This window comes from Homoserinimonas sp. OAct 916, from assembly GCF_003260275.1.
Lineage (GTDB): Bacteria > Actinomycetota > Actinomycetes > Actinomycetales > Microbacteriaceae > OACT-916.
The window spans coordinates 50,330-76,627 of record NZ_QJHB01000008.1 but is presented as its reverse complement, the minus strand read 5'-3'; the positions used below and the strand labels follow the sequence as shown (position 1 = coordinate 76,627).

Annotated in this window: 22 protein-coding genes and 1 tRNA gene; 17 read left to right on the top strand and 6 right to left on the bottom strand. The window is 66.0% G+C overall.

Annotation, left to right across the window (positions count from 1 at the left end):
- Window positions 1-24: 24 nt before the first annotated feature.
- Window positions 25-97 (top strand) — tRNA-Glu (locus tag DL891_RS10640).
- Between the two features lie 81 nt (window positions 98-178).
- Complete coding sequence (locus tag DL891_RS10635) at window positions 179-1,042, top strand: hypothetical protein (protein WP_111720412.1); 864 nt, start codon at window positions 179-181, stop codon at window positions 1,040-1,042.
- A gap of 82 nt (window positions 1,043-1,124) precedes the next feature.
- Here DL891_RS10635 and DL891_RS17330 read toward each other — a convergent pair whose 3' ends face one another.
- The gene (locus DL891_RS17330; protein ID WP_198668854.1) at window positions 1,125-1,295 is read right to left on the bottom strand and encodes a hypothetical protein; all 171 of its coding nucleotides are present in this window, start codon (window positions 1,293-1,295) and stop codon (window positions 1,125-1,127) included.
- A 384-nt stretch (window positions 1,296-1,679) separates the two neighbouring features.
- Here DL891_RS17330 and DL891_RS10625 point away from each other — a divergent pair, with 384 nt between their 5' ends.
- Window positions 1,680-2,669, top strand: coding sequence for a TerC/Alx family metal homeostasis membrane protein (locus DL891_RS10625; RefSeq protein WP_111720410.1), 990 nt, complete (start codon window positions 1,680-1,682; stop codon window positions 2,667-2,669).
- A 96-nt stretch (window positions 2,670-2,765) separates the two neighbouring features.
- Here the strand turns inward: DL891_RS10625 and DL891_RS10620 are convergent, their stop codons facing one another.
- The gene (locus DL891_RS10620) at window positions 2,766-3,182 is read right to left on the bottom strand and encodes a hypothetical protein (RefSeq protein ID WP_111720409.1); all 417 of its coding nucleotides are present in this window, start codon (window positions 3,180-3,182) and stop codon (window positions 2,766-2,768) included.
- An 85-nt stretch (window positions 3,183-3,267) separates the two neighbouring features.
- Window positions 3,268-5,406 carry a prolyl oligopeptidase family serine peptidase gene (locus DL891_RS10615; protein ID WP_111720408.1) on the bottom strand — a complete coding sequence of 713 codons (2,139 nt, stop codon included), beginning with the start codon at window positions 5,404-5,406 and terminating at the stop codon, window positions 3,268-3,270.
- A gap of 218 nt (window positions 5,407-5,624) precedes the next feature.
- Here DL891_RS10615 and leuC point away from each other — a divergent pair, with 218 nt between their 5' ends.
- From leuC to DL891_RS10585, 6 genes are read left to right on the top strand one after another with little or no spacing between them, the layout of a single operon-like run.
- Window positions 5,625-7,088, top strand: a complete 1,464-nt coding sequence (leuC, locus tag DL891_RS10610; RefSeq protein WP_111720407.1) for a 3-isopropylmalate dehydratase large subunit — start codon at window positions 5,625-5,627, stop codon at window positions 7,086-7,088.
- Window positions 7,088-7,684 (top strand): 3-isopropylmalate dehydratase small subunit, encoded by a 597-nt coding sequence (leuD, locus tag DL891_RS10605; RefSeq protein WP_111720406.1) that lies wholly within the window; start codon window positions 7,088-7,090, stop codon window positions 7,682-7,684. Before leuC ends, leuD begins: the two co-directional genes overlap by 1 nt.
- 42 nt (window positions 7,685-7,726) lie before the next feature.
- Window positions 7,727-9,055: a UDP-N-acetylglucosamine 1-carboxyvinyltransferase gene (gene murA / locus DL891_RS10600; RefSeq protein WP_111720405.1), complete on the top strand. Its 1,329-nt coding sequence runs from the start codon at window positions 7,727-7,729 to the stop codon at window positions 9,053-9,055.
- A gap of 7 nt (window positions 9,056-9,062) precedes the next feature.
- Window positions 9,063-9,803, top strand: coding sequence for a 1-acyl-sn-glycerol-3-phosphate acyltransferase (locus DL891_RS10595; RefSeq protein WP_232819115.1), 741 nt, complete (start codon window positions 9,063-9,065; stop codon window positions 9,801-9,803).
- Window positions 9,790-10,947, top strand: coding sequence for an NAD(P)H-dependent glycerol-3-phosphate dehydrogenase (locus tag DL891_RS10590; protein ID WP_232819114.1), 1,158 nt, complete (start codon window positions 9,790-9,792; stop codon window positions 10,945-10,947). The genes DL891_RS10595 and DL891_RS10590 overlap by 14 nt, the downstream gene beginning before the upstream one ends.
- A complete protein-coding gene (locus DL891_RS10585; RefSeq protein ID WP_111720403.1) occupies window positions 10,850-11,944 on the top strand; it encodes a D-alanine--D-alanine ligase family protein in 1,095 nt (364 codons plus the stop codon). The genes DL891_RS10590 and DL891_RS10585 overlap by 98 nt, the downstream gene beginning before the upstream one ends.
- 281 nt (window positions 11,945-12,225) lie before the next feature.
- Here DL891_RS10585 and DL891_RS10580 read toward each other — a convergent pair whose 3' ends face one another.
- Window positions 12,226-12,735: a DUF3515 domain-containing protein gene (locus tag DL891_RS10580; RefSeq protein WP_111720402.1), complete on the bottom strand. Its 510-nt coding sequence runs from the start codon at window positions 12,733-12,735 to the stop codon at window positions 12,226-12,228.
- 25 nt (window positions 12,736-12,760) lie between these two features.
- Here DL891_RS10580 and thiL point away from each other — a divergent pair, with 25 nt between their 5' ends.
- Window positions 12,761-13,921 (top strand): thiamine-phosphate kinase, encoded by a 1,161-nt coding sequence (gene thiL, locus DL891_RS10575; RefSeq protein ID WP_111720401.1) that lies wholly within the window; start codon window positions 12,761-12,763, stop codon window positions 13,919-13,921.
- Window positions 13,922-13,958: 37 nt separating this feature from the next.
- On the opposite strand, the gene rsmD is transcribed toward thiL, so the two are convergent.
- Window positions 13,959-14,555: a 16S rRNA (guanine(966)-N(2))-methyltransferase RsmD gene (gene rsmD / locus DL891_RS10570; RefSeq protein WP_111720400.1), complete on the bottom strand. Its 597-nt coding sequence runs from the start codon at window positions 14,553-14,555 to the stop codon at window positions 13,959-13,961.
- A 190-nt stretch (window positions 14,556-14,745) separates the two neighbouring features.
- Here rsmD and DL891_RS10565 point away from each other — a divergent pair, with 190 nt between their 5' ends.
- The 4 genes from DL891_RS10565 to DL891_RS10550 all read left to right on the top strand — a co-directional run bounded on the left by DL891_RS10565 (window position 14,746) and on the right by DL891_RS10550 (window position 21,683).
- Window positions 14,746-15,714: a MoxR family ATPase gene (locus DL891_RS10565; RefSeq protein WP_111720551.1), complete on the top strand. Its 969-nt coding sequence runs from the start codon at window positions 14,746-14,748 to the stop codon at window positions 15,712-15,714.
- 62 nt (window positions 15,715-15,776) lie between these two features.
- The gene (locus tag DL891_RS10560) at window positions 15,777-17,036 is read left to right on the top strand and encodes a DUF58 domain-containing protein (protein WP_157962474.1); all 1,260 of its coding nucleotides are present in this window, start codon (window positions 15,777-15,779) and stop codon (window positions 17,034-17,036) included.
- On the top strand, window positions 17,023-19,431 hold the full coding sequence (locus tag DL891_RS10555; RefSeq protein ID WP_111720398.1) for a DUF3488 and transglutaminase-like domain-containing protein: 2,409 nt from the start codon (window positions 17,023-17,025) through the stop codon (window positions 19,429-19,431). Before DL891_RS10560 ends, DL891_RS10555 begins: the two co-directional genes overlap by 14 nt.
- Window positions 19,432-19,466: 35 nt before the next feature.
- Window positions 19,467-21,683 (top strand): ATP-dependent DNA helicase RecG, encoded by a 2,217-nt coding sequence (locus DL891_RS10550; RefSeq protein WP_111720397.1) that lies wholly within the window; start codon window positions 19,467-19,469, stop codon window positions 21,681-21,683.
- A gap of 40 nt (window positions 21,684-21,723) precedes the next feature.
- Here DL891_RS10550 and DL891_RS10545 read toward each other — a convergent pair whose 3' ends face one another.
- Window positions 21,724-23,634 carry a hypothetical protein gene (locus tag DL891_RS10545; RefSeq protein ID WP_111720396.1) on the bottom strand — a complete coding sequence of 637 codons (1,911 nt, stop codon included), beginning with the start codon at window positions 23,632-23,634 and terminating at the stop codon, window positions 21,724-21,726.
- 273 nt (window positions 23,635-23,907) lie between these two features.
- On the opposite strand from DL891_RS10545, the gene coaD reads away from it, so the two are divergent.
- The 3 genes from coaD to cofE are packed head-to-tail and all read left to right on the top strand — an operon-like array spanning window position 23,908 to window position 26,222.
- Window positions 23,908-24,399 carry a pantetheine-phosphate adenylyltransferase gene (gene coaD, locus DL891_RS10540; protein ID WP_111720395.1) on the top strand — a complete coding sequence of 164 codons (492 nt, stop codon included), beginning with the start codon at window positions 23,908-23,910 and terminating at the stop codon, window positions 24,397-24,399.
- Window positions 24,400-24,441: 42 nt separating this feature from the next.
- A complete protein-coding gene (locus DL891_RS10535) occupies window positions 24,442-25,446 on the top strand; it encodes a TIGR03557 family F420-dependent LLM class oxidoreductase (protein ID WP_111720394.1) in 1,005 nt (334 codons plus the stop codon).
- Entirely contained in the window at window positions 25,443-26,222 is a 780-nt protein-coding gene (cofE, locus tag DL891_RS10530) for a coenzyme F420-0:L-glutamate ligase (RefSeq protein WP_111720393.1), read from the top strand. The genes DL891_RS10535 and cofE overlap by 4 nt, the downstream gene beginning before the upstream one ends.
- Window positions 26,223-26,298 lie beyond the last annotated feature (76 nt).

The window sequence follows — 26,298 nt, the reverse complement described above, 5'->3', positions numbered from 1 at the left end:
GCATACTCGATGAGTTGCGCAAACGGCCCCATCGTTTAGCGGCCTAGGACACCGCCCTCTCACGGCGGCAGCACCGGTTCAAATCCGGTTGGGGTCACATCAGTCCGGCATCTGGAAATGTTCAGGTGCCGGACTTTTTTCCGTCGGCTCACACGCCCCTGAACAGTAGTCTTCAGCCATGAGGTTCACCGGTGTGGTTCTGTTCGGCATATCGCTGGTTCTCGCCACCGGCACACTCTCCGGATGCACCGGCAGCACACCGGTCGACCCCGGCTCGAACACGGTGTCTGCCGCGCCGGGCGACGAATCGGTAGCGCTCGGCCTCGTCAACCTCTGGCGAGTCACGGGTGCGGCCGGCGAGACCGCAGACACCTGGCTGCGCATCGATGCCGACGTGATGATCCTCTGGCGCCCGTGCGGAGGCATTGACTACGCATGGGCCGCTGCAGACGCCCAGATCATTACAGAACCCACCGGCTACTCGATGGGCTGCGGGGCGGGCGCAATCCGGCCTCCTGCCGCTACCTGGTTGGATGACGCAACCGAGTTTCGCGCCGATACCGGCGGTTGGCAGTTGCTCGATTTCGCCGGTCACACCGTGGCGACCCTCACGATCGACGGTGCACCGCAACCGTCCGCCACCCTCGCGGATGAATACGCGAAGCCACCCATCGTCACCGAACAGACACGTCAGGCTCTCCTCCAACCGCAGCCTCTCCCTGATGGGTTCACCCCGGCAACGATCGACACGCTACTCGGAACGTGGAAGCCGGTGGGGGAGTATTCGACAGACCCACACGTGACATTCAGCGCAGACCAGAATGCACGAGCATCCGACGGATGCAACGGCACGCTCACGCGTTGGACGGCTCTCGACAATGGCCGGTTCCTGGCCACGGTCGGCGGGATGACAGACATTGGCTGCGATGGCGCACCCGTGCCGGAGTGGGTATCGACCGCGGCCTACGCGGGATTCGCCGACGGTCAGCTGGTGCTGTTCGATGCGCCGGGCGCGGAGCTGTGCCGGCTCGACCGTGGCTGACAGAGTGTACGAGCCAGCGTGCGCGGGAGCACAGCCGCGTCGTGCCAAACCCAGCCGGTCGTGGAAGCCTGCGCCTCCGGAACTATTCGGTGCGGCCCAAGATGTGCGCCGGGATCCCGATCGCCAGTGACACCACGAGGATGCCACCCAGGAAGTACTCGGCCTGGAAGGCCTCGACCTCGAAGGCATGACCCATCATCCAGATGCCAAAACAAAAAATAGCGAACACGATGATGAACGCGGGTACCTTCACGGTGGTGTCTCCTCCAAGATCGTGCGACAGAGCGCAGGATCTCCCGCGTCGCGCTGTAATTGCCGTTACAAGTCTAGCCAGAACTTGCGGCCGCTGATGGGAAACCCGCCGGTGCGCGGTTCCGCCGCGTTGGAACCGGAGACAGTCCTGCGGCCGACACCCGTCCCGTGGGCGATCTCAGTCCTGTCTTGGGCCTCAGTACTGTATCGGGCCGCAGTGCTGTAGCCTTGCCGAAGCGAAGGGGAGTATCCCACCACACCGTGGTCGTCAAGACGATCTGCATCGATGCGGATCCGGGCACGGGGGCACATTTTTTCAGGTGCGGGAGAGACTTTCGGGAATTGCGCACGCCCGCGGGCGGCCCCGAAGGAAAGTACCCCCACAATGCATCTGGCATTACCCATCTGGTTCGAGATCACGAGTTTCGTCGTGCTCACCGTGATTCTCGTCGCCGACCTGCTGATTGTCTGGAAACGGCCGCACGTTCCGAGCCTGCGCGAGTCCAGCCTCTGGGTCAGCTTCTACGTCGTGCTCGCCCTGCTGTTTGCGCTCAGTCTGTTCCTCGTCGGTGATGCGGAGATCTCCACCCAGTTCCTCGCTGGCTGGTTGACCGAGTACAGCCTGAGCATCGACAACCTGTTCGTGTTCGTGATCATCATGGCCCGCTTCGCGGTGCCGCGGAACTACCAGCAGGAGGTGCTGATGGTGGGCATCATCATCGCCCTTATTCTGCGCGGCATCTTCATCCTGCTCGGCGCCCAGCTGATCGCGAGTTTCAGCTGGATCTTCTACATCTTCGGCGCGTTCCTGCTGTTCACGGCCATCCATCAGACGTTCGGCAAGGAGAGCGCCCCCGACTCGGACAACAAGCTGATCACCTTTCTCAGGAGGCACATCGCGATCTCGCCCGACTACGACGGCTCGAAGGTTCGCACCGTGATCGACGGCAAGAAGTTCTTCACGCCGATGCTGATCGTATTTCTCGCAATCGGTTCAACCGACCTGCTGTTTGCGCTCGACTCCATTCCGGCGATCTTCGGTATCACCCAGAGTCCGTTCATCGTGTTCACCGCGAACATCTTCGCGCTGATGGGTCTGCGCCAGCTTTACTTCATGCTCGGCGGCCTGCTCGAGCGCCTTGTGTACCTGAAATACGGCATCGGAGTGATCCTTGCCTTCATCGGCGTGAAGTTGGTGTTGCATGCGTTGCACGAGAACGAGGTTCCGTTCATCAATGGCGGTCAGCCGTTCACGCAGGTGCCCGACATCGGAACGCTCGCCTCGCTGTTGGTGATCGTCGGAACCATGGTCGTGGCCACCGTCGCGAGCCTGATCCGCTCGCGCGTGCTCGCACGGCGCGCCTCGATCTCGTGACCGGTCCAACGCCCCGAACCGTCTGACCGGCCGACGTCCCACAGCGGAGAACCCGCTTCCCACCACGCGGATGCCCAGCCGCGCTCCACCGCATGGCTAGTCACAGATGTTCCGGCGAACCCAGGCTGCCGCTTCAGGCACGGGCAGATCCCCGGACAGCAGCCGGTGCGCGAACGCCACCGCCAGATCGGTGAGCCGGCCATCGGGAGTAGACGGGGCGTCTTTGCCGACAACGATCGACAGCCACCGGGTGAGGCGCGGTCCGATCCGCGCGACAGATGTGGCGATGCCGACGAAGTGCCGAATCTGGCCATTCGTGTCGTCGTCGACCAACGCGCGCACCCCGCCGCCCGGCAGGCGGTTCTTACCGCCGCGGGCCAGATCGACGAAACCCAGGGGACCCCGGCGAATGCCGGCAGCGTCGGTTCCGAGTTGCAGCAAGAACCGCTTCGGGTCGGAGGTCTCGGAGCCCAGTCGTTCAACGATTGTGACGAGTCTGCTGCAGGCATCCATGTTTCGACGCTACCGGGTCATGGGTAGTCCAACTCTTCGCACACCACTGGTCCCTCGGTTCTGCACGTGCCCCACCCGAAGCGAATCAGCCGAGCAGTTCAGGGCGCTTCCACGCGGCCCCGTGCACGTGCTGGTCAAGGAACGCGAACACAGTTTCATACCAGAGCACCGCGTGCTGCGGCTTCAGCACCCAATGGTTCTCATCGGGGAAGTAGAGAAACTTGTGATCCATTCGGCCGTCGGGGGAGCCATGGTGCGCGGCGAGCTCCGACCACAGCCGCAGGCTCTCGCCGATCGGCACCCGGTAGTCGCGGTCGCCGTGGATGACGAGCATGGGCGTGACGATGTCGGCCACGCTGTGATGCGGTGAGTTCGTGTCGAGAGCCTCCGGTGTGAAGATGCTCTGCCAGTAGTGCGAGTTGTCGGTCGTTCCCCCGAACTGGTCGAGCGCCCACAGGCTGGCGTGGCTGATGATCGCCCGAAACCGGTCGGTGTGTCCGGCGACCCAATTGGCCATGTACCCGCCGAATGACCCACCCATCGCCGCTGTTCTGGCGGCATCGATGTCGGAACGACTTTCGGCGGCATCCGTGATCGCCATCAGGTCGGTGAACGGTGCGTCACCCCAGGCGTTCCAGCCGCGGGCGATGAAATCAAGGCCATACCCGGTCGAGAGTGCCGGGTCGGGCAGCAGAACCGCGTATCCCCGGGCGAGGGCCAGCAGCGGGTTCCACCGCCAACTCCACGCGTTCCAGCTGTTCAACGGGCCACCGTGGATCCAGAGCAACATCGGCGCCGGATGCCCGGCTGAGGCTCCATCAGGTAGCAACAACCAGCCGCGCACCCGGGCGCCGTCGCCGGCACGCGTCTCGACCTCTGTGACCGACCCGGGTACTGCCGGCAACGGTGCCGGAGTCGCCAGCAGGGTGATCGCGCCCGTTCTCGGGATCCTGACCGGATGCGGCGGTGACGTCCACGAGGACCGCAATGCGCACAAGTCACCGGTTGCGCGATCGACGGCGACGTCGGTATAGGTGAATTCGTCGTCTGTGAGCTGCTCGGGGGTGCCCCCGGCAAGCGGAATGCGAAACACCGGGCCACGGCCATCCTGATCGGCGGTCGCGATCAACGCGCTGTCATCGGCATCGAAGACGACCCCTGTGGCCCACCGGTCCCAACCGTCTGCGAGCCGGCGTGGGTCACCGCCGTCGATTCCCGCGACCCAGACCTCCTGGTCTGCTGGCCCATCGGGCGTGCTGAACGCCGAACGCAGGTAGGCGATGCTGAGCCCATTATGGCTGACTGCCGGTTTCTCGAAGTCGGTGTTCTCTTCGTCGAACAGCGTCGTGTGTGCACCCGTTTCAACGTCGACCGACACGAGTATGGATCGGCCGAAATTCTTCTCCTGCGCCCGCAGCGCTGCGATCAGGGTGTGTCCGTCTGGAGTCAGTGCCTGCCCAGCGGAATCGCCCGAGCGGCCGGATCCGGGGGTGAGGTCTCTCGGGCGCGGAAGCTCGGCGGGATACGGCGTCGTCGCGTTCGTGTCAGCGTCTGTGAGTTCCGGGGCAGCTGCCACTGCCTCCTCCAGAGCCGAGAGCTCGAGAGCGAACAGGTGCGGGGTGGCGGGCCCGAGGTCGTGATCCCAATACCGCACCGGGTAACTCTCGTGCAGGATGGCAGTGATCTTCTTGTCGGTGCGCTTCGTGCGGATTGCTGCGTCTGTTTCTAAGTCTTCAGGGCCCGGCCCCTCGGAACGCTGCCCCTCGGAACGCTGCCCCGCGGACGCACTCGGCACGAGGTCGGCCGTGATCGCGATCGTGTCGGATTCGGTCGCCGTTGCGGCGAGCTGGGTGACCCCGCCGACAAGGCGAGTGATCGGCCGCGCTTCACCGCCGGCAGCCGGCAACAACCAGAGCTGGGCGGCTCCGTCTTCGTTCTTCTCTGTGGCATCGGGGCGTGCCGACACGAACAGCACATCGCCCGAACCGGTGAACCCAGCACCGGATTCTCCTTTGGCCGAGCGGGTCAGCCTGACGGGAGTGCCCGATCCGTCGGCCGAGACCTGCCAGAGTGCACGCTCATACGCGTTGCGCTCGCGGTTCAGCGTGGCCACGGTGAGCACGACTCGTGTGCCGTCGGGGGAGAGGGCAAGGCCCTCAACCCGTGGCACGGCGATGTAGCTGTTCAGGGAGGCAAAGGGCGCGGTCACCGATTCGATTGGCATGCGAACTACCGTACGCCGGTGCTCCGTTTCACGATTCGTGCCTGCGGCGACCGCGGCGCCGCACCCGCACGGCCGGGCACAGCCCGCGGTGATACTCTGAAGTGATGCCCCGCCGCACACTTCTTAGTTGCCGCGCCGAGCCCCTGTCCTGAACAGCCTGGCTCGTCGCGGTGTCTGTCATCGGCTGACCACTCACACAGTTCAAGGAAAAAACTCAGATGAACACAGCAGCGAAAACAGCCACGGCGCCACGCACGTTGGCCCAGAAGGTGTGGGACGACCATGTTGTCGTGCCGGGCTCCGACGGCGCCCCAGACCTGATCTACATCGACCTGCACCTGTTGCATGAGGTGACCAGTCCGCAGGCGTTCGACGGGCTCCGACTGGCGAACCGGCCGCTGCGCCGGCCCGACCTGTCGATCGCCACCGAAGATCACAACACGCCGACCCTGGAGATTCACAAACCGATCGCCGACCCGGTCAGCCGGACGCAGATCGACACGCTGCGCGCCAACACCGCGGAGTACGGGGTACGCCTGCACTCGCTCGGTGACATCGAGCAGGGCATCGTGCACATCATCGGTCCGCAACTGGGGCTCACCCAGCCGGGTTTGACGGTCGTCTGCGGCGATTCACACACGTCCACGCACGGCGCGTTCGGGGCCATCGCAATCGGCATCGGCACGAGCGAGGTCGAGCACGTGATGGCGACTCAGACCCTGCCGTTGAAACCGTTCAAGACGATGGCGATCAACGTCGAGGGCGCCCTGCGCCCCGGTGTGACCGCGAAAGACATCATCCTCGCGGTGATCGCGAAGATCGGCACCGGAGGCGGCCAGGGTTACGTGCTCGAATACCGCGGCTCCGCGATCCGAGCGCTCTCGATGGAGGGCCGGATGACCATCTGCAACATGTCGATCGAAGCCGGTGCCCGCGCAGGAATGATCGCGCCCGACGAGACCACCTACCGTTACCTCGAAGGCCGGGCCCACGCCCCCGCCGGCCAGGATTGGGACGACGCCCTCGCCTACTGGAAGACCCTGCCCACCGACGAGGGCGCAGTCTTTGACGCCGAGGTCTTCATCGACGCGGATGAACTCGAACCCTTCGTCACCTGGGGCACCAACCCTGGCCAGGGTGTGCCGCTCAGCGAAGTCGTTCCCGACCCATCCACCATCGATGACCCGAACGAGCGCAGCGCTGCCGAGCGAGCACTGGTTTACATGGATCTTGAGGCCGGCACCCCGATGAAGCAGATCAGGGTCGATACCGTGTTCATCGGTTCGTGCACCAACTCACGGGTGGAAGACCTGCGTGCGGCGGCGGAGATCGTCAAGGGGCACACGAAGGCCGACAACCTGCGGGTCATGGTGGTTCCGGGATCAGCCCGAGTGCGCATCGAGGCGGAGGCGGAGGGCATCGACAAGATCTTCACCGACTTCGGCGCGGAGTGGCGCTTCGCGGGCTGCTCCATGTGCCTCGGTATGAACCCCGACCAACTGGCCCCGGGGGAGCGCTGCGCATCCACCTCGAACCGCAACTTCGAGGGACGCCAGGGCAAGGGTGGCCGCACCCACCTGGTCTCGCCGCTCGTGGCGGCGGCCACCGCTATCCGTGGAACGCTCTCGAGCCCGTGGGACATCGAACAAGACGCCGCAGCGACCGAGACGAGGAATACATAATGCAGAAGATCACCAGTGTGACCGGCGCCGCCGTTCCGATGAAGCGCAGCAACGTCGACACGGACCAGATCATCCCCGCCGTGTTCCTGAAGCGCGTGACCCGAACCGGATTCGAAGACGCCTTGTTCGCCAACTGGCGGCAGGACCCCGAGTTCGTGCTGAACAAGCCAGAGTTCGCCCACGGCGGAGTGCTGATCGCCGGGCCGGACTTCGGCACCGGTTCCTCCCGGGAGCACGCTGTCTGGGCTCTGCGTGATTTCGGCTTCACGGCAGTGCTGAGCCCCCGATTCGGCGACATCTTCCGCAGTAACGCGGGCAAGCAGGGACTATTGGCCGGGCAGATCACCGAAGCCGAGGTGGAACACATCTGGCAGATGATCGACGAAGACCCCGGCGTGCAGATCACCGTCGACCTGGTGGAGCGCACCGCGAGTATCGGCGAGTACACCATTTCTATCGGGATAGATGATTACACTAGGTGGCGCCTGCTCGAAGGATTGGATGACATCGGGCTGACATTGCGTGACGAAGCGCGAATCACAGAATTCGAATCCCGTCGCGAAAGCTGGCGGCCCAAGACATTGCCGGTGAAATAGGTGAATTCACTCCTTCACGACTCAAAATCCTCAGGAGAGCTCGTGGGGCTCCACCACGACAAGATCGTCATCAACGGTGGACGTCCGTTGCGTGGCCGCGTCGACGTTCGCGGAGCCAAGAACCTGGTCACCAAGGCGATGGTGGCAGCACTTCTGGGGGAGTCTCCCAGCGTCTTGCGGGACGTTCCCGACATCAGCGACGTGCGGGTCGTCAAAGGGCTGCTCGAGGTGCACGGGGTCACCGTGGTCGCCGGTGACGAAGACGGAGAACTGATTCTCGACCCGGTCGACGTGGAGAGTGCGCACTTCGCCGCGATCGACGCCCACGCCGGATCCAGCCGCATCCCGATCCTGTTCTGCGGCCCGCTGTTGCACCGGCTCGGCCAGGCGTTCATTCCCGACCTCGGAGGGTGCCGCATCGGCGACCGGCCGATCGACTTCCACCTGGATGTACTGCGCAATTTCGGTGCGGTGATCGAGAAGCTGCCGAGCGGAATCCGCATGTCGGCACCCGACGGGCTGGTCGGCGCCAAGGTGTCGTTGCCGTACCCCAGCGTGGGCGCCACTGAGCAGGTGCTGCTCACCGCGGTGCGGGCAAAGGGAATCACAGAGCTCACCGGCGCCGCGATCGAGCCCGAAATCATGGACCTGATCAACATCCTTCAAAAGATGGGCGCGATCATCACCGTCGACACCGACCGGGTGATCCGCATCGAAGGGGTCGACCGCCTCGAGGGGTACACCCATCGTGCGTTGTTCGACCGCAACGAAGCCGCCAGCTGGGCGGTCGCAGCGCTGGCGACCGAGGGCGACATCGTCGTCGGCGGTGCCAAGCAGGCCGAGATGCTGACTTTCCTGAACATCTTTCGCAAGGTCGGCGGCCAGTTCGAGATCCTCGACGACGGCATCCGGTTCTGGCATCCGGGCGGCGACCTCAAGCCGGTGGTGATCGAGACGGATGTGCACCCCGGGTTCATGACCGATTGGCAGCAGCCGCTCGTGGTCGCGCTGACCAAGGCACAGGGTGTGTCGATCGTGCACGAGACCGTGTATGAGCAGCGATTCGGCTTCGTCGACGCGCTGATCGAGATGGGTGCCACGATCCAGATCCACAAGGAATGCCTGGGCGGGCACGCCTGCCGGTTCGGGCGGCGCAACTTCGACCACTCGGCCGTGATCTCGGGCCCTTCGCAACTGCACGGGGCCGACATCGTCGTTCCCGACCTGCGGGGCGGGTTCAGCCACTTGATCGCGGCGTTGACGGCGGAGGGAACCTCCACCGTCAGCAATGTGGGAATCATCAGTCGCGGATACGAGAACTTCATCATGAAACTCGAGGCGCTCGGGGCAGACTTCCATCTCGCGGGATAATAGCCGCGTGAGTGAAAAGTCGAGACCGTCGTTCTTCTGGCCCATCGCGGCCATCGTCCTGCCGATCATGAACGTGATCGCCCGCTACACCATCATCGACGGCCAGAAACTGCCGAAGACCGGCTCGTACGTGTTGACTCCGAACCATTACAGCGAGATCGACCCGCTGGTGATCGGTCTGGTGTCGTGGCGGTTGGGCCGGGCGCCCAGGTTCATGACGAAGGCGTCGTTGTTCGAGGTGCCCGTGTTGGGCTGGCTGTTGAGCAAAACAGGCCAGATCCCAGTAGTGCGCGCCGGCTCGGGACGTCACAACCAGCCGGTGCAGGCGGCCATCCGGTTGGTCGACCGTGGCCAGTGCGTGGTGGTGTACCCCGAGGGCTCGCTCACCCGCGACCCCGACATGTGGCCGATGCGCGGGAAGACGGGCGCAGCCAGGCTTGCTCTGCAGCACGACATTCCGGTCATCCCGATCGCTCATTGGGGCACACAGCAGATCATGGCCCGGTACTCGAAGAAGATCAGCTTCTTTCCGCGCAAACACGTGACCATCAAGATCGGCGACCCTGTCGACCTGTCTGATTTCAAGGGCCGCAGCATGGACTCGGCGACCATGAATGAGGCGACGACGCGGATCATGGATGCGATCACGGCACAGTTGGTCGATCTTCGGGGAGAGCCCGCACCCGAGTTGCGCTGGAACCCGACCCAGCACAACCAGAAGGAGACGGGTCGCTTTGACTCCGAATAGGCGCACCGCAGCCAAAGCCCCTGCAGCGAACCGCAGCACCGGCCGCGTCGCCGTTCTGGGGGCGGGCAGTTGGGGAACAACCTTCGCCAAGATCGTCGCCGACGGGGGCTCCCCGGTCACCCTGTGGGCGAGACGACCCGAACAGGCGAAGGAGATCTCCGAAGCCAAACGCAACAGCTCCTACCTGCCTGGCATCAACCTGCCGCGGTCTCTGCAGGCGACCAGCGACCTGGCGCAGGCGCTTCGCGGCGCCGACCAGGTGTTCATCTCGCTGCCCAGCCAGAGCGTTCGGGAGAACCTCGTCGATATTGGCCGGTACCTGGAGCCCGGGGCAATCGTTGTCAGCCTGATGAAGGGTATCGAGAAGGGCTCGGGCCTTCGCATGAGCGAGGTGATCGAGACCGGACTGAAGGTCGCCCCGGAACTTATCGCCGTTGCATCTGGCCCCAACATCGCCTTGGAGATCGCCCGGGAGCAGCCGACGGCGGCGGTGATCTCATCGATCAGCAGTGAGACCGCGCAGAAGATCGCGGTCACCGCAACCAACCGGTATTTTCGCTCGTTCATCAACACTGACGTGATCGGCACCGAGTTCGGCGGGGTGCTCAAGAACTTGATCGCCTTGGCCATCGGCATCGTCGACGGAGTGGGGCACGGGGAGAACACGAAGGCGACGATCATCACCCGCGGACTGGTCGAGATGACCGAGTTCTCCGTGGCCTACGGGGGACGGGCAGACACGCTGTCTGGACTGGCCGGGCTCGGCGACCTGATCGCCACCTGCCAGTCACCGCTGTCGAGGAACAACACGGCCGGCCGGCTACTCGGGCAGGGTTACACCCTGGCCGATGTGATGGCCAGCATGGAACAGACCGCAGAGGGCCTGTCTTCGGTGGAGCCCGTGCTGACGCTGGCGCGCGCCAGAGGTGTGGCCATGCCGATCGCCCATCAGGTTGGCCAGGTGCTCGCCGGCACTCTCGACCCGCGTGAACTGGCCCCACATCTGACCACGAACCCCGACGAACCCCAGGGCGAAAGGATGATCGATGACTCGCAGACTCACGGTGGCACTACTTTTTGGGGGACGCTCAAGCGAGCATTCGGTCAGCTGCGTCACGGCGGCGGGAGTGCTCCACGCGCTTGACCCGGAGCGTTACGATGTGATCCCGGTCGGTCTGACCCGGGACGGCGCGTATGTCCTGATGGGTGCGGAGGTTCTCGACTACACATTCGACGTCGATCACATGCCCGAAGTGCCCGACAACGGCACTCGGGTCGCGTGGCCCGTCGATGCACTCGGCCACGAGTTGACGGCGACGGATGCCCAGGGACAGGTGCGCTCGTTAGGGCAGGTCGACGTGGTCTTTCCGATCCTGCACGGCCCGTTCGGCGAGGACGGCACGATTCAGGGCATGCTCGAGCTGGTCGACCTGCCTTACGTGGGTTCCGGTGTGCTGGCATCCGCGGTGGGCATGGACAAGCACTTCACCAAGACGGTTCTCAAGGCCGAGGGGATCGCCGTGGCACCGTGGGTCGTGCTTTCTGCCCGCGACTGGGTCACGTCACCCGAGAAGGCCCGCGCGGCACTCGACGAACTGGGTCTGCCCGTTTTCGTGAAGCCCGCGCGCGCCGGATCCAGCGTGGGCGTCTCCAAGGTGGCGTCGCTCGCCGACCTCGATGCAGCGATGACGCTGGCGTTGGCCGAAGACGACAAGGTGCTCATCGAGGCGGCGGTCGTCGGACGCGAGATCGAGTGTGCGGTGCTCGGCGGCCGCGCGGGTGCCGATGCCCGGGCATCGTCCGTTGCCGGCGAGGTCGTGCTCACGGGGCGCGACTTCTACGACTTCGACTCGAAATATCTCGCGGCACCGGGGGTGGAGCTCGAATGCCCGGCCGACCTGACCGGCGAGCTGCTGGCCGAGCTGCAGGAGTTGTCGGTGCGGGCGTTCAACGCCATCGACGGCGCCGGACTCGCCCGGGTCGACTTCTTTCTCGGCGACGACGGATTCGTGCTGAACGAGATCAACACGATGCCGGGATTCACCCCGATCTCCATGTTCCCGAAATGCTGGCAAGAAAGCGGAATGAGCTACCCGGCGCTGATCGACGAGCTGATCGCGCTCGCCCTGGACGGCCGCTGACCGCCCTCGACGGCCGCTGACCGCCCCCGACCGCCGCTGACCGCCCCAGACGTCGGCCAATCACCCCGCCTTCGCGGAGCACAACTTCAGGAGCACAGCCCTGCCGATGGCCTGTGCGCGTCGGCGCCCCTGTCATCCTGAGTTTTTGACGCGACCGAGTGCGGGGAGGGCCGGGAGGGCCGGAGGTGGGACCGGCGACGTGGGTTGCGGGACGTGTGTTGCGGGACGAGTTGCGGGTTGGGTAGCGGGACGAGTTGCGGGTTGGGTAGCGGGGTGGGCGGCTAACCGGAGGGAGACGGGGAGGGGGCGAGATCCTGTGGGCCCACGCACTCACGGGTCTGCGGCACCAGGGAGATCACCGCGCCGAGGTCGATCAGTGCCGTGGTGCCGGAGATCTTCGACGAGTCGATGACCACTTCGGTGGCCGGGATGCGGCCATAGGCCTGGTAGCGGAGCATCGGCGCGTCTGAGGTGTCTTCGATCCAGTCGATCCCGTTGATGTTCAGGCACGGAAGGGTGGTCGGCCCGATCGGCGGCACACCACAGCGCAGCAGTACCGCCGCCGGTTGGCCCCACGCGCCGGTCGCCTGCGCGTTCGTCTGGCGGATGTCGAGATCCGCCACCTGCTGCGGCAGGCGCACGATCATCTCGGCGCACTCGGGGTTCACCGCATCCGGGGCGGGATCCATCGGCACGATCGGCGCGCAGCCGGTGAGGGCGACCGTCGCGGCAACCAGCAGAAGAACAAGGGGCGTGCGACGAGGCGTGCGCGGCGAAGTGGGGTGCGTCATGTCGAGTTCAGGCTACCGTTTGTGTATGGGAGCTTCATCTTCACCGCAGGCAGGTCACAGGCGTGACAGGGGTGTCGGCGACACCGGCAACGCCGAGGAATCTTACCGCGCCGACGAAAGTTACAGCGCCGGCGAGAATTACAGCGTCGACGAGAATTACAGCGTCGACGAAACCGGTGGGGTTGAGGACACCGTCGGTGCCGTCGGGGAACTCGCCGTTCTGGCCCGCATCTTTCCGCGGCTGCCCGCGGCCCGTGCAGCGCTGCTCGGCCCCGGTGATGACGCCGCGGTGATCGCTGCGCCGGACGGGCGCTTCGTGGTGACCACCGACATGATGATCCACGGTCCAGACTTTCGGCTGGCCTGGTCGACGCCACACGACCTGGGTTGGAAGGCGGCGGCATCCAACCTTGCCGACGTCGCCGCGATGGGGGCCGTACCGACGGCACTGGTGGTCGCGATCGCCGCGCCGACTGACACACCCGTGTCAACGCTGGAAGGCATTGCAGACGGTTTGCGAGAGGCCTGCGCCCGGATGGCGCCCGGCTGCGGGGTGGTCGGCGGCGACCTGTCGGTCTCACAGACGCTCACCATCGCGGTCACAGCCTTCGGCGACCTGGAGGGTCGTGCCCCGGTGACCCGTTCGGGCGCGCGCGTCGGCGATGTCGTCGCGATCGCCGGTGAGCTGGGCCGTGCCGGTGCGGGCCTCGCGCTGCTGTTCGCGGGGGCAGTGGACGGCGAGGGAGAGGCGGATGCGCGGGCCGCTGCCACACTGCGGCACGAGCATCCGCTCGAGATCACGGCACAATTGGCGCCGACCCCACCGATCGCGGCCGGGCGGTTGGCCGCTGAGGCCGGCGCGACGGCCATGCTCGACGTCTCAGACGCCCTGGCCCTCGACGCGGCACGCATTGCCGCCGCCAGCGGCGTGGGCATCGACTTCGACGAGGCCGCGCTGGGACCCCGCCCGCTGGCTGCGCTCGCGGGCGGCGAAGATCACGCTCTGCTCGCCACCTTTCCCGATGCGGCCGGCATACCCGAACCGTTCCGGGTGATCGGGCGAGTGACCGCTCCAGCCGAGGGGCAGGCCGGGACCCCCGCAACGGCCAGGGTCACCGTCGACGGGGTGGCCGCCGACACCGCCGGCTGGGATCCCTATCGCGGCTGGGACGGTCACGCCGGCTGACCAGCCCCGAGCCGGCTGAACAGCCGACGTCGGCCGATCAGAGATCGCGGGGTTCCAACCAGAACAGCGTGGTGTCGCCGTAGGACTTCTCTCGCACGAGCTCGAGGTTTGAGGGAACCTGAGGACGACCGGAGCGTGTACTTCGTTCGATCACGACAGTGGCCTCCGGCGCCAAAAGTGGCATGAGTGCCTCAAGGTTCTTCCCGAGCGCCTGGTTGTCCACCTCGTAGGGCGGGTCGATGAACACCATGTCGAAGGCCTGGGGCATCGCTTCTGCTCCCGCGTCCAGAAAGGTCTGCGCCGCCTGGGGAATCACGACGATCACAGGGCGGGCGTCTGCCGCAACCGAATGCTCGGCGGCTCGGGTCACCAGGTCTGCATTGCGTTTCGCGACACGGGCGGCTGCCCGGTTCTTCTCCACGAGCACCACGTGGCTGGCGCCGCGACTGGCGGCCTCGAGCCCGAGCGCCCCCGATCCGGCATACAGGTCGAGCACTCGTGCTCCTGTGAGCGAAGACCGGGCAGCGATGGCGGAGAAGATCGCCTCGCGCACCCGATCGCTTGTCGGTCGGGTACCGCTCGTCGGCACCTGCAATCGGTGCGAACCTGCGAATCCCGCGATAATCCTCGTCACGGATGTGAGCTTACATACCCGCGGGGGCACTCATCTGACAGACTGTTGGGCAGGGGCACTCGAACGTAAGGTATTGGTTCAACGAATGAACGAAGCGTGGCCGACTCACTCTCGGACCGTCGCCGGGGAACGCGTCTCCGAGGGCGGTGCCAACGACGAGCCGCTCGAGACGAGCACGCACAGTGAACCGATGAGCCTGGACCTGGTTCACGAGGCTGCCATGCGCATCCGCGATAACGTGCAATCGGTGATCGACGGCAAACCCGACGCAGTCGAGATGGCGCTCACGGTGTTCCTGGCCGGTGGCCACCTGCTGATCGAAGACGTTCCCGGGGTCGGCAAGACGATGCTCGCGAAAGCGTTGGGACGGTCGGCCGACTGCACGGTCAGCCGCATCCAGTTCACCCCCGACCTGCTTCCCTCTGACGTCACCGGCGTCTCGATCTTCAACCAGGCGGCGCAGGAGTTCCAGTTCAAACCGGGCCCGGTGTTCGCCAACATCGTGATCGGCGACGAGATCAACCGTGCCTCGCCGAAGACACAGTCGGCCCTTCTCGAGTGCATGGAGGAGGGGCAGGTCACCGTCGACGGTGTGACCCACCGCCTGACCGCGCCGTTCACCGTTATCGCGACCCAGAACCCGGTCGAGATGGAGGGAACATACTCGTTGCCCGAAGCCCAGCGCGACAGGTTCATGGCGCGCATCTCCATGGGTTACCCCGACCAGCAGGCAGAACTGCGGATGCTCAGGTCCCGCGACAACGCACAGCCTCTCGAGTCTCTTCGGGCCGAGGTCACTGCCGGCCAGTTGGAGGCGATGTTGGCGGCGGTGCAGTCAGTGTTCGTGGCCGACGTGGTGATGCAGTACGCGGTCGCCCTCGTGCAGGCGACCAGGCACGAACCCCGGCTCCGGCTGGGGGCGAGCCCCCGCGCCACGTTGCAGCTGGTGCGTGCCGCGAAGGCGCGTGCTGCCCTGGACGGGCGCGAGTTCGTTCTTCCCGACGACATCGACCACCTGGCCGTGCCCGTGCTCGGGCACCGGCTGATCCCGGTGGCTCGGGCGCTGAACCGTGATGGGCGCGGAGAGGCGAATGTCGCCGAGATCGTCGAGTCGATCGTTCTGGCCACCCCGGTTCCCGTCGCCGCAGCAGGTTCTTGAGGTCGAGAATGGGCGCTCGCGGGCCCCGGGGCCCTCACGCAACTGATCGGCCGCGTCTGACCGTGCGCGGCTGGGGGGTGACCCTGGCCGGCATCGTCTTCTTTCTGGCCGCCCTGATTCTTGGCAACCGCGATCTGCTCACCGTCGCCTGTCTGCTGGTCGGCCTTCCCCTGGTCGCGCTGATGGTGGTGCGCCGCGGGCGGGCAGAACTGGATGTCGCGCGCAATTTCGTCCCCGATGTGGTCGCTGTCGGTGATCCCACTCAAGTCACGGTCACTGTCACGAACCGGGCACGGCGCCCCGTTGCGGCCAGCCGGTGTCGGGACGGCGACGAGGGGGAGTGGTCGGGCGGCTCGCTCCCGTTCCCGGCGCTCGCGCGGGCCTCGGGTCGTGGACTCGGCCGGGTTCGCGGAGTGATCCGCTACACGGTGACACCCCGGCAGCGAGGAATCCATGAGGTGGGCCCGCTGATCGTGCACTCAGGCGACGGGCTCGGCCTGGTCACGTGGGAGCGCAGCTATCCGGGGGCGCAGAGGTTGGCGGTGATCCCACGGGTCGAGGACCTGTCTGGTGACGGGGCCAACCTCGGCGGCTCCGACGGTGCGATCGACCGGGCGAGGCTTTCTCTTGCCGGCGGCACCGATGACACCCTGCCGCGCGAGTACCGGCCGGGCGACCCGATGCGGCGGGTGCACTGGCGTTCCACAGCCCGGCACGGCGACCTGATGGTGCGCCAGGACGAGGAACAGTCCGATCCGCAGTGTTGGGTGATTCTGGACAACCGGATGTCCAGCCATCCCGATTTTGAGCGCAGCGGTGGACGAAGCAGCCGCAGAGTCGTCTCCGCAGGTTTTGAATGGTCTGTGCGGTTGGCCGCATCCATCGCCGTGCATGCGCAACGCGAGGGCTACCGCGCGCGCCTGGTGGCGACCGCCGACCCCACCGTGCTCGACGCAGCCGCGAATGATCGCGGCGGGACCCAATCTGCTCACGACGCCTTGCTCGAATTCGCCTCGATGAACCTTCTGGGCGGTCTCACCCACGGCGACTACGCGCACGAACTCGAGCAGGTGATGCGGGCATCGGGTGGTTCGCGTCCGGTCTTCGCCGTGTTTGGCAGCATCGACGAAGACGAGGCTTCGCGTCTGGCACGGCTGGGCGTTCTGGGGAGGCCGGCGACCATCTTCGTGATGCGGTCGGCCCCGGGGGTGGAACAGACGCTCACCCGGGCCGGCTGGCGGTATATCACGGTCAGCGAGACGGACGACATCGCCACCGTCTGGCAGGAAGTCACCGCGCGGGGCAGTCATGTCGTCCACTGAGGCTCGCCGGTTGCCCCCGGTGCGCTCGGCGCGCCGGCTGCCGCCCGCGCGCCGGGCCTCGTGGCCGGTGACGGGAGCGGTCTGGTTGTGTGTGGTGGTTTCCGCAGCCGGGCTGGGGCCGCTGCTGGTGGGCGGGCGCTGGTGGTTGGTCGCGGCAGCGGTTGCGGCGGTCATCGTTGTCGTGACCGCGTTGGTGCGAGCCACACGGTTGCCCGACATGGTCGTCGCGTTCAGCGCGCCGGCCACCTATGTGCTCGTGATGACGTGGATCTTCGTACCGGCCTCCACCTTCTTCTTCGTGCCGACGCGCGACACCGTCACCACGTTCGGAACGCTGTTCCAGGAAGGAGTGAAATCGATCTATCGGCAGACCATGCCAGCCGCCGTCGAACCGGGGTTGCTGCTCATCCTGGTCGCCGGCGTCGGGTTGATCGCAGTGGTGTTCGATCTGGTCGTCTTCAGCGTGCGCGCGCCGGCAGCCGCCGGTATCCTGCTGGTCGTGGTGCTCGCGATCCCGGCGGTGACGCAGGGGTCGCGGGTGGACGGCTTCGTTTTCATCGCCACCGCGGTGTCATTCCTCATCCTGCTGCGGGCCGACATGCTTCGTCGAGACTCTGACGGGGGTGCGCGACGCCGCCGGACGAGCCGCGGAGCAACGGGCGCCGACGACCGAGCCCGCGTCACCACGGTGGGGCCCACAGGCGCCGGGGCCATCGGCATCGGCCGCCAGACTGTGGTGATCGCCGCGGCCGCACTCGTCGGGGCGATGCTGTTGGGCGCCGTGCTTCCCGGCTTCGACAGGCCGCCGCCGGTTCCGCTGGCGGGCAACACCACAATCTTCGGCGGCGGCATCAACCCCATCATCAGCCTCGGCAAAAGCCTGCGAAAACCGTCGGATGCGGTGATGCTGACCTATACGACGACGGCCAAGGCGCCGCCGTATCTCAGCGTGATCACCCTGGACCGGTTCACAGGTGATAACTGGGCGCCCACGCTGAGAGACCCCGATCCCACTCGCCCGGTATTGAACATCGGCCCGATACCCGGCCTGGGGGAGCAGACCCCTCGAGGTGACGACATCGTCACCGATGTCACCATCGAGAATCTGGTCAGCCGGTGGCTCCCACTGCCGTACCCGAGCAGTTCGGTGCGGCTCGCGCAGGCGGACTGGTTCTGGGAGCCGTCAGACCTCAGCGTCTCCGGTGAGCAGCCGACCGGCCCAGGGCTCAGCTATGCGGCCACCACGGTGCAGCCTGAACCCACCGTCGACCAGCTGAACGCGGCCGGTGACCCGGTCGATAACCAGCAGTACCGGGAGCTTCCGGGCGACCTGCCCGCAATCATCAGAGAGACCGCGAACGACGTGACCGAAGGAGCAAGCAGCCACTATGAGCAGGCAGTGATGCTGCAGGAGTATCTCCGCGGCAGCACCTTCACCTACTCACTGGACGCGCCGGTCAAGCAGGGCTACGACGGCGACGGAATGGCGGTCCTGTCGCAGTTCCTCAAGGTGCGCAGCGGCTACTGCGTGCACTTCGCCTCCGCGATGGCGGTGATGGCGCGCTCACTGGGGATTCCCACCCGTATCGCGGTCGGTTACCAGCCGGGAACACCCGTTTCCGCCGTCGTGACGCAACCGGCACCACTGGTCCAGCGATACGAGGTGTCCAGCGCAGACCTGCACGCGTGGCCGCAGTTGTATTTCGAGGGCATCGGCTGGCTGAATTTCGAACCCACGCCCACCCGAGGGAGCCCTGCAGCGTACAGTCTCCCCGCCACCGGCTCGAATCCCGGTGCCAGCGCAGCCCCGTCGATCGCGCCGAGCCCCGGGGCATCGGCGGCCCCGAACCGGGGACCGAGCCGCGCCCCCCTCGACGTGGGCGAGGCCCCGTCAGCCGGCGCAGATACGACGACAGGTGTCGGGTGGGCCCCGACAGCGGTGCTGCTGACCCTGTTGTTGGTGCTTCTTCTGCCGGCGGTCACCCGGATCGCCGTGCGTGCCTTCCGTCTTCGGAACACGGCGGTGACCGGCGAATCCGCGGTTCGCGCCTGGCGTGAGGTTCTGGCGACCGCCGCCGATCTCGCGATCCCGTTGCCCACTACTCGAACACCCCGTCAGGTGCTACGCGAACTGTCGCTGGCGATGGCGCCAGATGACGAGGCACGGCAGGCGCTTGCCCGGATGGTCCGGGCGGTGGAACACGCCTGGTTCGCCCCGACCGGCACTGAGCTCCCCGAAGCCAGGGCCCACGACGCGCGAATCATCATTCGGGCGCTCAGGAAGCCGCTGCCTGCCTCTCACCGAGTGCGCGCAACCCTCATGCCCCTGTCATTGTTGCCGTCATGGATCGGCCCCCGCACCGCAGATGACGTGGCGGCCGGCTCGTCCGGCTGAGCCTCCGCGTCGGTGGCCTGCCCTAGAATCTGAGCATGACGGCAGCCGATTTCGACCATGGCCTGGGTCAGGTGCTTGGCAGTGCCGTGGCGGGTCGGGTGAAGAAGGCCTTCGGCTATGAGACCGTCGGTGAACTGTTGGCCCACTTTCCGCGCCGCTATGCCAGCCACGGTGAACTCACCGAGCTGGTGCTCCTGCCCGAGGGTGATGAGATCACCATCATCGCCGAGGTCACGCGGGCCCGCGAGCGACGAATGCAGGCCCGGCGCGGCACCATCCAGGAGGTGGTGATCTCTGATGGGGTCGGCAACCTGACCCTCACCTTCTTCAACCAGCCGTGGCGCTTGAAGGAGCTCCGGCCGGGCGTGCGGGCGATCTTCGCCGGCAAGGTGTCGAAATACAACATGACGCCCCAATTGACGCATCCCGACTACAAGCTCTTCGACGAGCTGATGGCCGAGGGCAGCGACGCCGGGGAGGTGGCCCGTGAGTGGGTTGAACGCCCGATCCCGATCTACCCGGCGACCAAGAACCTGCCCAGTTGGAAGATTGCGGGCATGATCGAGACGGTGCTTGAAGCGCTCGGCCCCGTCGAAGACCCGATGCCCGGAACGCTCAGGCAGGCGCACTCGTTGTTGCAGATCGATCAGGCACTGCGCATGATCCATCAGCCGGCTGAAGAGAAAGACGCCCACATCGCGCGCCACACTCTGAGATTCCACGAGGCGTTCCTGCTGCAGACGGCGCTCCTGCAACGCCGCCAGGCTGCCAGGGGCCTGCCGGCGACCGCGCGTGAAGCCGTCGCCGGCGGGCTGCTGGATCGGTTCGATCGCGCGCTCGGGTTCACCCTGACTGAAGACCAGCAGGCGGTCGGCGAGCAGGTGATGCACGATATCAGCCAGCCACACCCGATGTCGCGCCTGATCCAGGGCGAGGTTGGTTCGGGTAAAACCGTGGTGGCACTGCGCGCGATGCTGGCGGTGGCCGACACGGGTGGACAGGCCGCCTTGCTCGCCCCGACCGAGGTTCTGGCGGGCCAACACCTGCGCTCCATCGTCGCCATACTGGGCCCCGACCTTTCGGCCGAGCTGATGCCGACACTGTTCACCGGCCAGATGACTGCGAAGGATCGACGCTCCGCGTCCTTGCGCATCGTCTCTGGCCAGGCGAGGATCGTGATCGGCACCCACGCACTGCTGGGTGACGCCGTGTCGTTCTTCGACCTGGGGCTGATCGTCGTCGATGAGCAACACCGTTTCGGTGTTGATCAGCGTGAAGCGCTGCGGCTCAAGGGCGCCACGCCGCCGCACGTACTGATCCTCACCGCCACCCCCATTCCGCGCACCGTGGCGATGACGGTCTTCGGCGACCTCGACGTCTCAACCATTCGGCAGCTCCCAGCGGGCCGCCCCGGCATCGAGTCGTTCGTCGTGCCGCTGGCAGAGAAACCGCAGTGGATCGTGCGCACCTGGCAACGTGTCGTCGAAGAATTGGCGCTCGGGCGACAGGTGTTCGTCGTCTGCCCAGCCATCAGCGCCTCGGAGCCCGACCCTGATCTCGATATCGCTGCGGAAGAATTGATCGAGTCGACTTCGGCAACCGATCCGGCCGCGCGAACCACGTCGCTGCTCACACCCGCGATGGCCGACGTCGAAGAGACCCTTGCTCGGCTGCGGGCCATGCCGGCCCTGGCGAATGCTCGGATCGAACCTCTCCACGGCAAGATGCCCAGTGACGAGAAAGACCTGGTGATGCGCTCGTTCGCCGACGGGCAGATCGACGTGCTGGTGGCCACCACCGTGATCGAAGTCGGTGTCGATGTGCCCAACGCCTCGACGATGGTGGTTCTCGATGCCGACCGATTCGGCGTGTCGCAGCTGCACCAGTTGCGCGGTCGGGTCGGGCGGGGCCGGGTTCCCGGCATCTGTTTGTTCGTGACCCACGCCGAACCGGGTTCCCTGGCGCGGGAACGGGTCGAAGCAGTGGCGTCGACTCTCGACGGGTTCGAACTGGCCCAGATAGACCTGGAACTGCGCCGGGAGGGAGACGTTCTCGGAACCACCCAATCCGGTGGCCGCTCATCGTTGAAACTTCTGCGGGTGGCCCGTGACGCCGACCTGATCATGACCGCGCGGGCGGCAGCAGAACAGTTGCTGGAGGTCGATCCCGAACTCGCTCGGTATCCGGCTCTGGTGCGCGCACTGGCCAGGCGGCTCGACGAGTCCGAACGTGAGTTCCTCGCCAAGACCTGAGAGAGGGCGGCCGAGCCAACGCTTCGGCCGCCCCCGGGGTTCACTCGGCCGCCACGCGCCTTCTCACCAGGATGAGCATCAGGGCCCCGGCGGCGAGTAACAGACTCCCCGCGGCTAGAGGCAGTGCGGTTTCCACACCGGTGGCCGCGAGATTCACGGTTGCCGTGACCTCTGTCTCATCATCATCGGTGACCGCAGACTCATCGTCGCCGGTGACATCGGACTGATCCGGGTCGGTGTTCGTCTGCTCGTCGTCTCCGTCCAGGTCCCCGTCCAGGTCCCCGTCCTGGTCACCGTCGATGTCGCCTGGACCATTGGCGTCTTCATCTCCGTCGCCAGGCGCACCCGGGCCACCGTCTCCGGGCTCTCCGTCTCCGGGCTCTCCGTCTCCGGGCTCACCGTCACCGGGGCCGTTTCCCGCTTCTGCCCATTGGGCGTAGACGACGAGGTCGCCGTCGAGTCCAGTGACCAGCTCAAACGGTGTACCGCTGCCGTCAGCTTCAGTATTCCAGCCGAGCAGGTCCCATCCGGGGCGCACCACCGACGGGAACGCACGCTGTCCATCAGCGAAGTTCGTTGCATAGACGTGCACAGACGTCCCTGAGGCCACCGGCGGATTCGATCTGAATTGCACTTCGTAGTTGTGCACAGTCACCAGGTTGAGCACCTGGACATGAACGGTGATGATTCCATGGTTCTCAACCGATCCCAAACCGCTCGGGCTGCTCCCACCGGCGCCTTGAATCTTTCCGTCACCGATGACCGATCCGGTCCCGGTGACAGTGATCTCCACCGCCGACGGCACGTAAATGGTCGGGCTGCCCGTGGGAACGCTGACCAACTCCAGCGTTCCCGCTATTGTCACCCCGAGTGTCTCTGTCGGTTCATCAGCAGACGCGTAACCGAGCCCGATTGCCGATGTATCAGAGTGGACTTTGACGTGGGCGCCCGCGCTGATCAAAATGGTTCCGCCCTGACCGTCCCGACCAGCTCCTATAGCCGCGCCTGCGCCTCCTGTCTTTGTGGCGACGACGTCACCACCGTTGAAGACGATGATTCCGGCACCCGCCCCGAGACCGCCTCCGATTGCCGGAGCAAAAGTCCCACCAGTGGCAGAGACCGTGCCTCCATTGATCGTGAGCGTGTGTCCGGTGGCGCCGCGCCCGCCGCCGATGGCGGCGCCGGCATTCTCGTTCACTGCGGTGACGACCCCGCCGTTGATCGTGACCGTGACGTTTTTGCCGGCACTTCCGCTGCCGATGGCGGCGCCACTCCAGCCCGCGGCTTTCACGGTGCCGCCGTTGATGGTGACGGTGCCGCCGTCGCCATCGGCGCCACCGCCGATTCCCGCACCGGCTCCGCCGATGTTGTGGCCGTCCACGTTTCCGCCGGCCAGCACAATGGTGCCCGCACTTCCGCCTCGGCCTCCTCCGATGCCTGCGCCATCGCCGCCGCCGGTACCGCTTCCGGTAGTCGCGACCACGGTGCCGCCGTTGATGGTGACCGTGCCGCCGTCACTGTCCCGGTCCCCGCCGATGCCTGCGGCATCCCACGCACCTCTGGCGCTGACGTGGCCGCCATCGACCACCAGGCTCGCTGCGGTCGTGGTGATCCCCGCTTTCCCTGTGATTCCGGAGGCGGTGGCGTCGAGTCTCCCCGTCGACGGGAGACTGCTGTCGTCCACGGTCAGCTTCTCACCCGCGGCGATCGTGACGTTCTTGGCGGTGAGTTCCTGTCCGGCAAGATCGATCGTCACGGTGTTCGGGATGGCCAGGGTCGTTGTGGTGACGGCCAGTTCGATGTCATTGCCAAGGGCCACCACAGTTGTTGTCGGGTCGGCGAGGGCAGCCACCAATGTGGCCTCATCGGTAACGGTGATGTCCGCAGCGTGGGCAGGGGCGGCAACCCCCACCAGGGTCAGGAGAGTCGCTGCTGCGACACCTAGGACCATATTCTGTACGGGAGCACTTCTGTGCCCAGGGGCAGATTTCAGCATGTGATTCTGTCTCACTTCATTCGGTTGACTGGGTTCGGCGATGCTCGCGCATCCAGGCCGGGCGGCTCAGCCCAGCGGAAGGCAAACTGGCCTCCGTCAGGCTATCGACGCCGCTGTGAGTATTCTTAAAGCCCGCGGTGCAGCCCTCGGGGCTCAGGCTGAGTATCGTCTGGGTGTTCCCGCGTGGTTCACCGCACGCCCACCTGCGCGACCGGTACTGTAGTTGTCATGCACAGGATCGCCGTTGTCCCTGGTTCGTTCGACCCCGTCACGCTGGGGCACCTGGATGTCATCGAACGGGCCGCCGGCCTGTTCGACGAGATCCATGTCCTGGTCGTGCACAATCCCGACAAACACGCGCTGCTGCCGATCAGCGAACGAGTATCGCTGTTGGAGCGGGCGATCACCGATTCCGGCATGTCCGGAAGCATCCAGGTCGCGTCGTGGAACGTGGGGCTCCTGGTCGACTACTGCACCGATGTCGGGGCAACCGTGCTGGTGAAGGGCATTCGGTCGCAGATCGACGTGGCCTACGAGACCCCGATGGCGATCGTGAACCGCAACCTCGCCCAGGTCGAGACCATCTTCATGCTGCCTGACCCCGGCCACGCGCACGTCTCCAGTTCGCTGGTGCGCCAGGTCGCCGCCCTGGGCGGAGACGTGGCGCCGTATGTTCCGAGCGTCGTTGCTGAGTTCCTGCAGGGTGAGTCAACTGACTGAGCCCTGTCCCGTGCCCTGTGCGGTGACACGAGGGCAGGCACTGTGAGCGCCCCGTTGCAGATCGGCTACGCGGCCATGCTGGAGCAGTTCGCCCCAGCAGAGGCGGTCGCGCTATCGGCCTACGCCGAACAGCACGGTTTCTCCGGGGTGATGGCGGCCGACCACTTTCAACCGTGGGTGCCCGCCCAAGGTCAATCCGCCCACGTCTGGAGCGTTCTCGGCGCACTGGGGGAGCGCACGTCGGGCGACCTCGGCCCCGGCGTCACGTGCCCGTCGTTCCGGCAGCATCCGGCGGTGGTGGCACAGGCCTCGGCGACGCTCGCCGCCCTGTACCCCGGTCGGCACTGGTTGGGAGTGGGCAGTGGCGAGGCCTTGAACGAGTCGTTCACGGCTGAGTACTGGCCGGAAGCCCCGGAGCGGATCAACCGCATGTTCGAGGCGATCGACGTCATCAACAAACTGTTCACGGCCTCCCTCGCGCACCGGTCGGTCAAGCATTCCGGCACCCATTTCAAGCTCGCGTCGACCCGGCTGTGGACCATGCCCGATTCGGCTCCGGAGATCCTGGTCGCGACGGCCGGTCCGGTGACCGCCCGGCGGGCCGGGCGAATCACTGACGGGCTGATCACCATCGGCGCGCCGCTGGAGAAGATAGCGGGCCTGTTCAACCGGTTCGACGCCGGGGCGCGCGAAGCCGGTCGCGATCCGCAGACGATGAAGAAGGTTTTGCGCCTGCACCTGAGCTGGGCGGCAACCGACTCAGAAGCCCTCGACAATGCGCTCAGGCTGTGGCCGAACGGAGCAATGCGGTTTCCGCGTGGCGACATCCGCTCCCCGTTCGAGTTCGAGCAGATGGCGAAGATGGTGCGCCCCGAAGACTTCACGGGCCAACTGGTGATCGACACCGACCCCGACGTGCACCGCGCGAACATCCAGCGGTACGTCGACCTTGGGTTTGATCGCATCTACCTGCACAACGTCGGCCGCAACCAGCGTGAGTGGATCGAGGTCTTCGGCCGCGACGTCCTGCCGAAACTGAAACGATGACGAACGAGATCCGCGTCTTCGCGCTGCCGGGAATCGGAGAGATCCGTGCCGGTGACGACCTCGTGCAGGTCATCCACACTGCCGCCGATGGGCTTCTGATGCAGGGGGACATCCTCGTCGTGACCAGCAAGATCGTTTCCAAAGCCGAAGGGCGGCAGATCGGTGCCGCCGACCGTGAAGACGCGATCACTGCCGAAACGGTGCGCCTGGTGGCCCGGCGCGAGCACGCGCACGGGGTCACCCGAATCGTGGAGAACCGAAACGGGCTCGTACTCGCGGCCGCCGGGGTCGACTCGAGCAACACACCCGAAGGCACCGTGTTGCTGCTCCCGATCGACCCGGATGCCTCTGCCCGAAGTCTCTGTCTGGGACTTCGTGAGGCGACCGGGCTGACGCTTGGGGTAGTCATCTCCGACACCCTGGGCAGGCCGTGGCGCAAAGGACAGACCGATGTGGCGATCGGAGCCGCCGGTGTGCGGGTGCTCGATGACCTGCGCGGCACCGTCGACAGTGAGGGGCGTACCCTGGAGGCGACCATTCCGGCCGTTGGCGACGAGATCGCGGCCGCCGGCGACCTGGTCAAGATGAAGGCGGCCAACCTACCGGTCGCGGTCGTGCGCGGCCTGGGCCGACTGGTGCGCGACCTTTCCGAACCGGGGGCGCGGTCGATCGTGCGGTCCGCCGAGGACGACATGTTCCACCTCGGAAGCGATGAGGCCTACGCGGCCGGATTTGCCGCGGGCCGTGCTGCTGCGCACTCCTCGCCAATCAGATGAGGGGCGCGACGATGCTCTTTCTGACGTCGTGAATCCACCCGTCCGGGAAGAGCATCCTGGCGAAAACCAGTCGAGG

Bases quoted from the DNA above. Each gene is read 5' to 3' on its own strand.
- DL891_RS10635 (WP_111720412.1), top strand. From the start codon at position 179: ATGAGGTTCACCGGTGTGGTTCTGTTCGGCATATCGCTGGTTCTCGCC.
- DL891_RS10625 (WP_111720410.1), top strand. From the start codon at position 1,680: ATGCATCTGGCATTACCCATCTGGTTCGAGATCACGAGTTTCGTCGTG.
- DL891_RS10620 (WP_111720409.1), bottom strand. From the start codon at position 3,182: ATGGATGCCTGCAGCAGACTCGTCACAATCGTTGAACGACTGGGCTCC.
- DL891_RS10615 (WP_111720408.1), bottom strand. From the start codon at position 5,406: ATGCCAATCGAATCGGTGACCGCGCCCTTTGCCTCCCTGAACAGCTAC.
- leuC (WP_111720407.1), top strand. From the start codon at position 5,625: ATGAACACAGCAGCGAAAACAGCCACGGCGCCACGCACGTTGGCCCAG.
- leuD (WP_111720406.1), top strand. From the start codon at position 7,088: ATGCAGAAGATCACCAGTGTGACCGGCGCCGCCGTTCCGATGAAGCGC.
- DL891_RS10585 (WP_111720403.1), top strand. From the start codon at position 10,850: ATGACTCGCAGACTCACGGTGGCACTACTTTTTGGGGGACGCTCAAGC.
- DL891_RS10580 (WP_111720402.1), bottom strand. From the start codon at position 12,735: ATGACGCACCCCACTTCGCCGCGCACGCCTCGTCGCACGCCCCTTGTT.
- thiL (WP_111720401.1), top strand. From the start codon at position 12,761: ATGGGAGCTTCATCTTCACCGCAGGCAGGTCACAGGCGTGACAGGGGT.
- DL891_RS10565 (WP_111720551.1), top strand. From the start codon at position 14,746: ATGAGCCTGGACCTGGTTCACGAGGCTGCCATGCGCATCCGCGATAAC.
- DL891_RS10555 (WP_111720398.1), top strand. From the start codon at position 17,023: ATGTCGTCCACTGAGGCTCGCCGGTTGCCCCCGGTGCGCTCGGCGCGC.
- DL891_RS10550 (WP_111720397.1), top strand. From the start codon at position 19,467: ATGACGGCAGCCGATTTCGACCATGGCCTGGGTCAGGTGCTTGGCAGT.
- DL891_RS10545 (WP_111720396.1), bottom strand. From the start codon at position 23,634: ATGGTCCTAGGTGTCGCAGCAGCGACTCTCCTGACCCTGGTGGGGGTT.
- coaD (WP_111720395.1), top strand. From the start codon at position 23,908: ATGCACAGGATCGCCGTTGTCCCTGGTTCGTTCGACCCCGTCACGCTG.
- cofE (WP_111720393.1), top strand. From the start codon at position 25,443: ATGACGAACGAGATCCGCGTCTTCGCGCTGCCGGGAATCGGAGAGATC.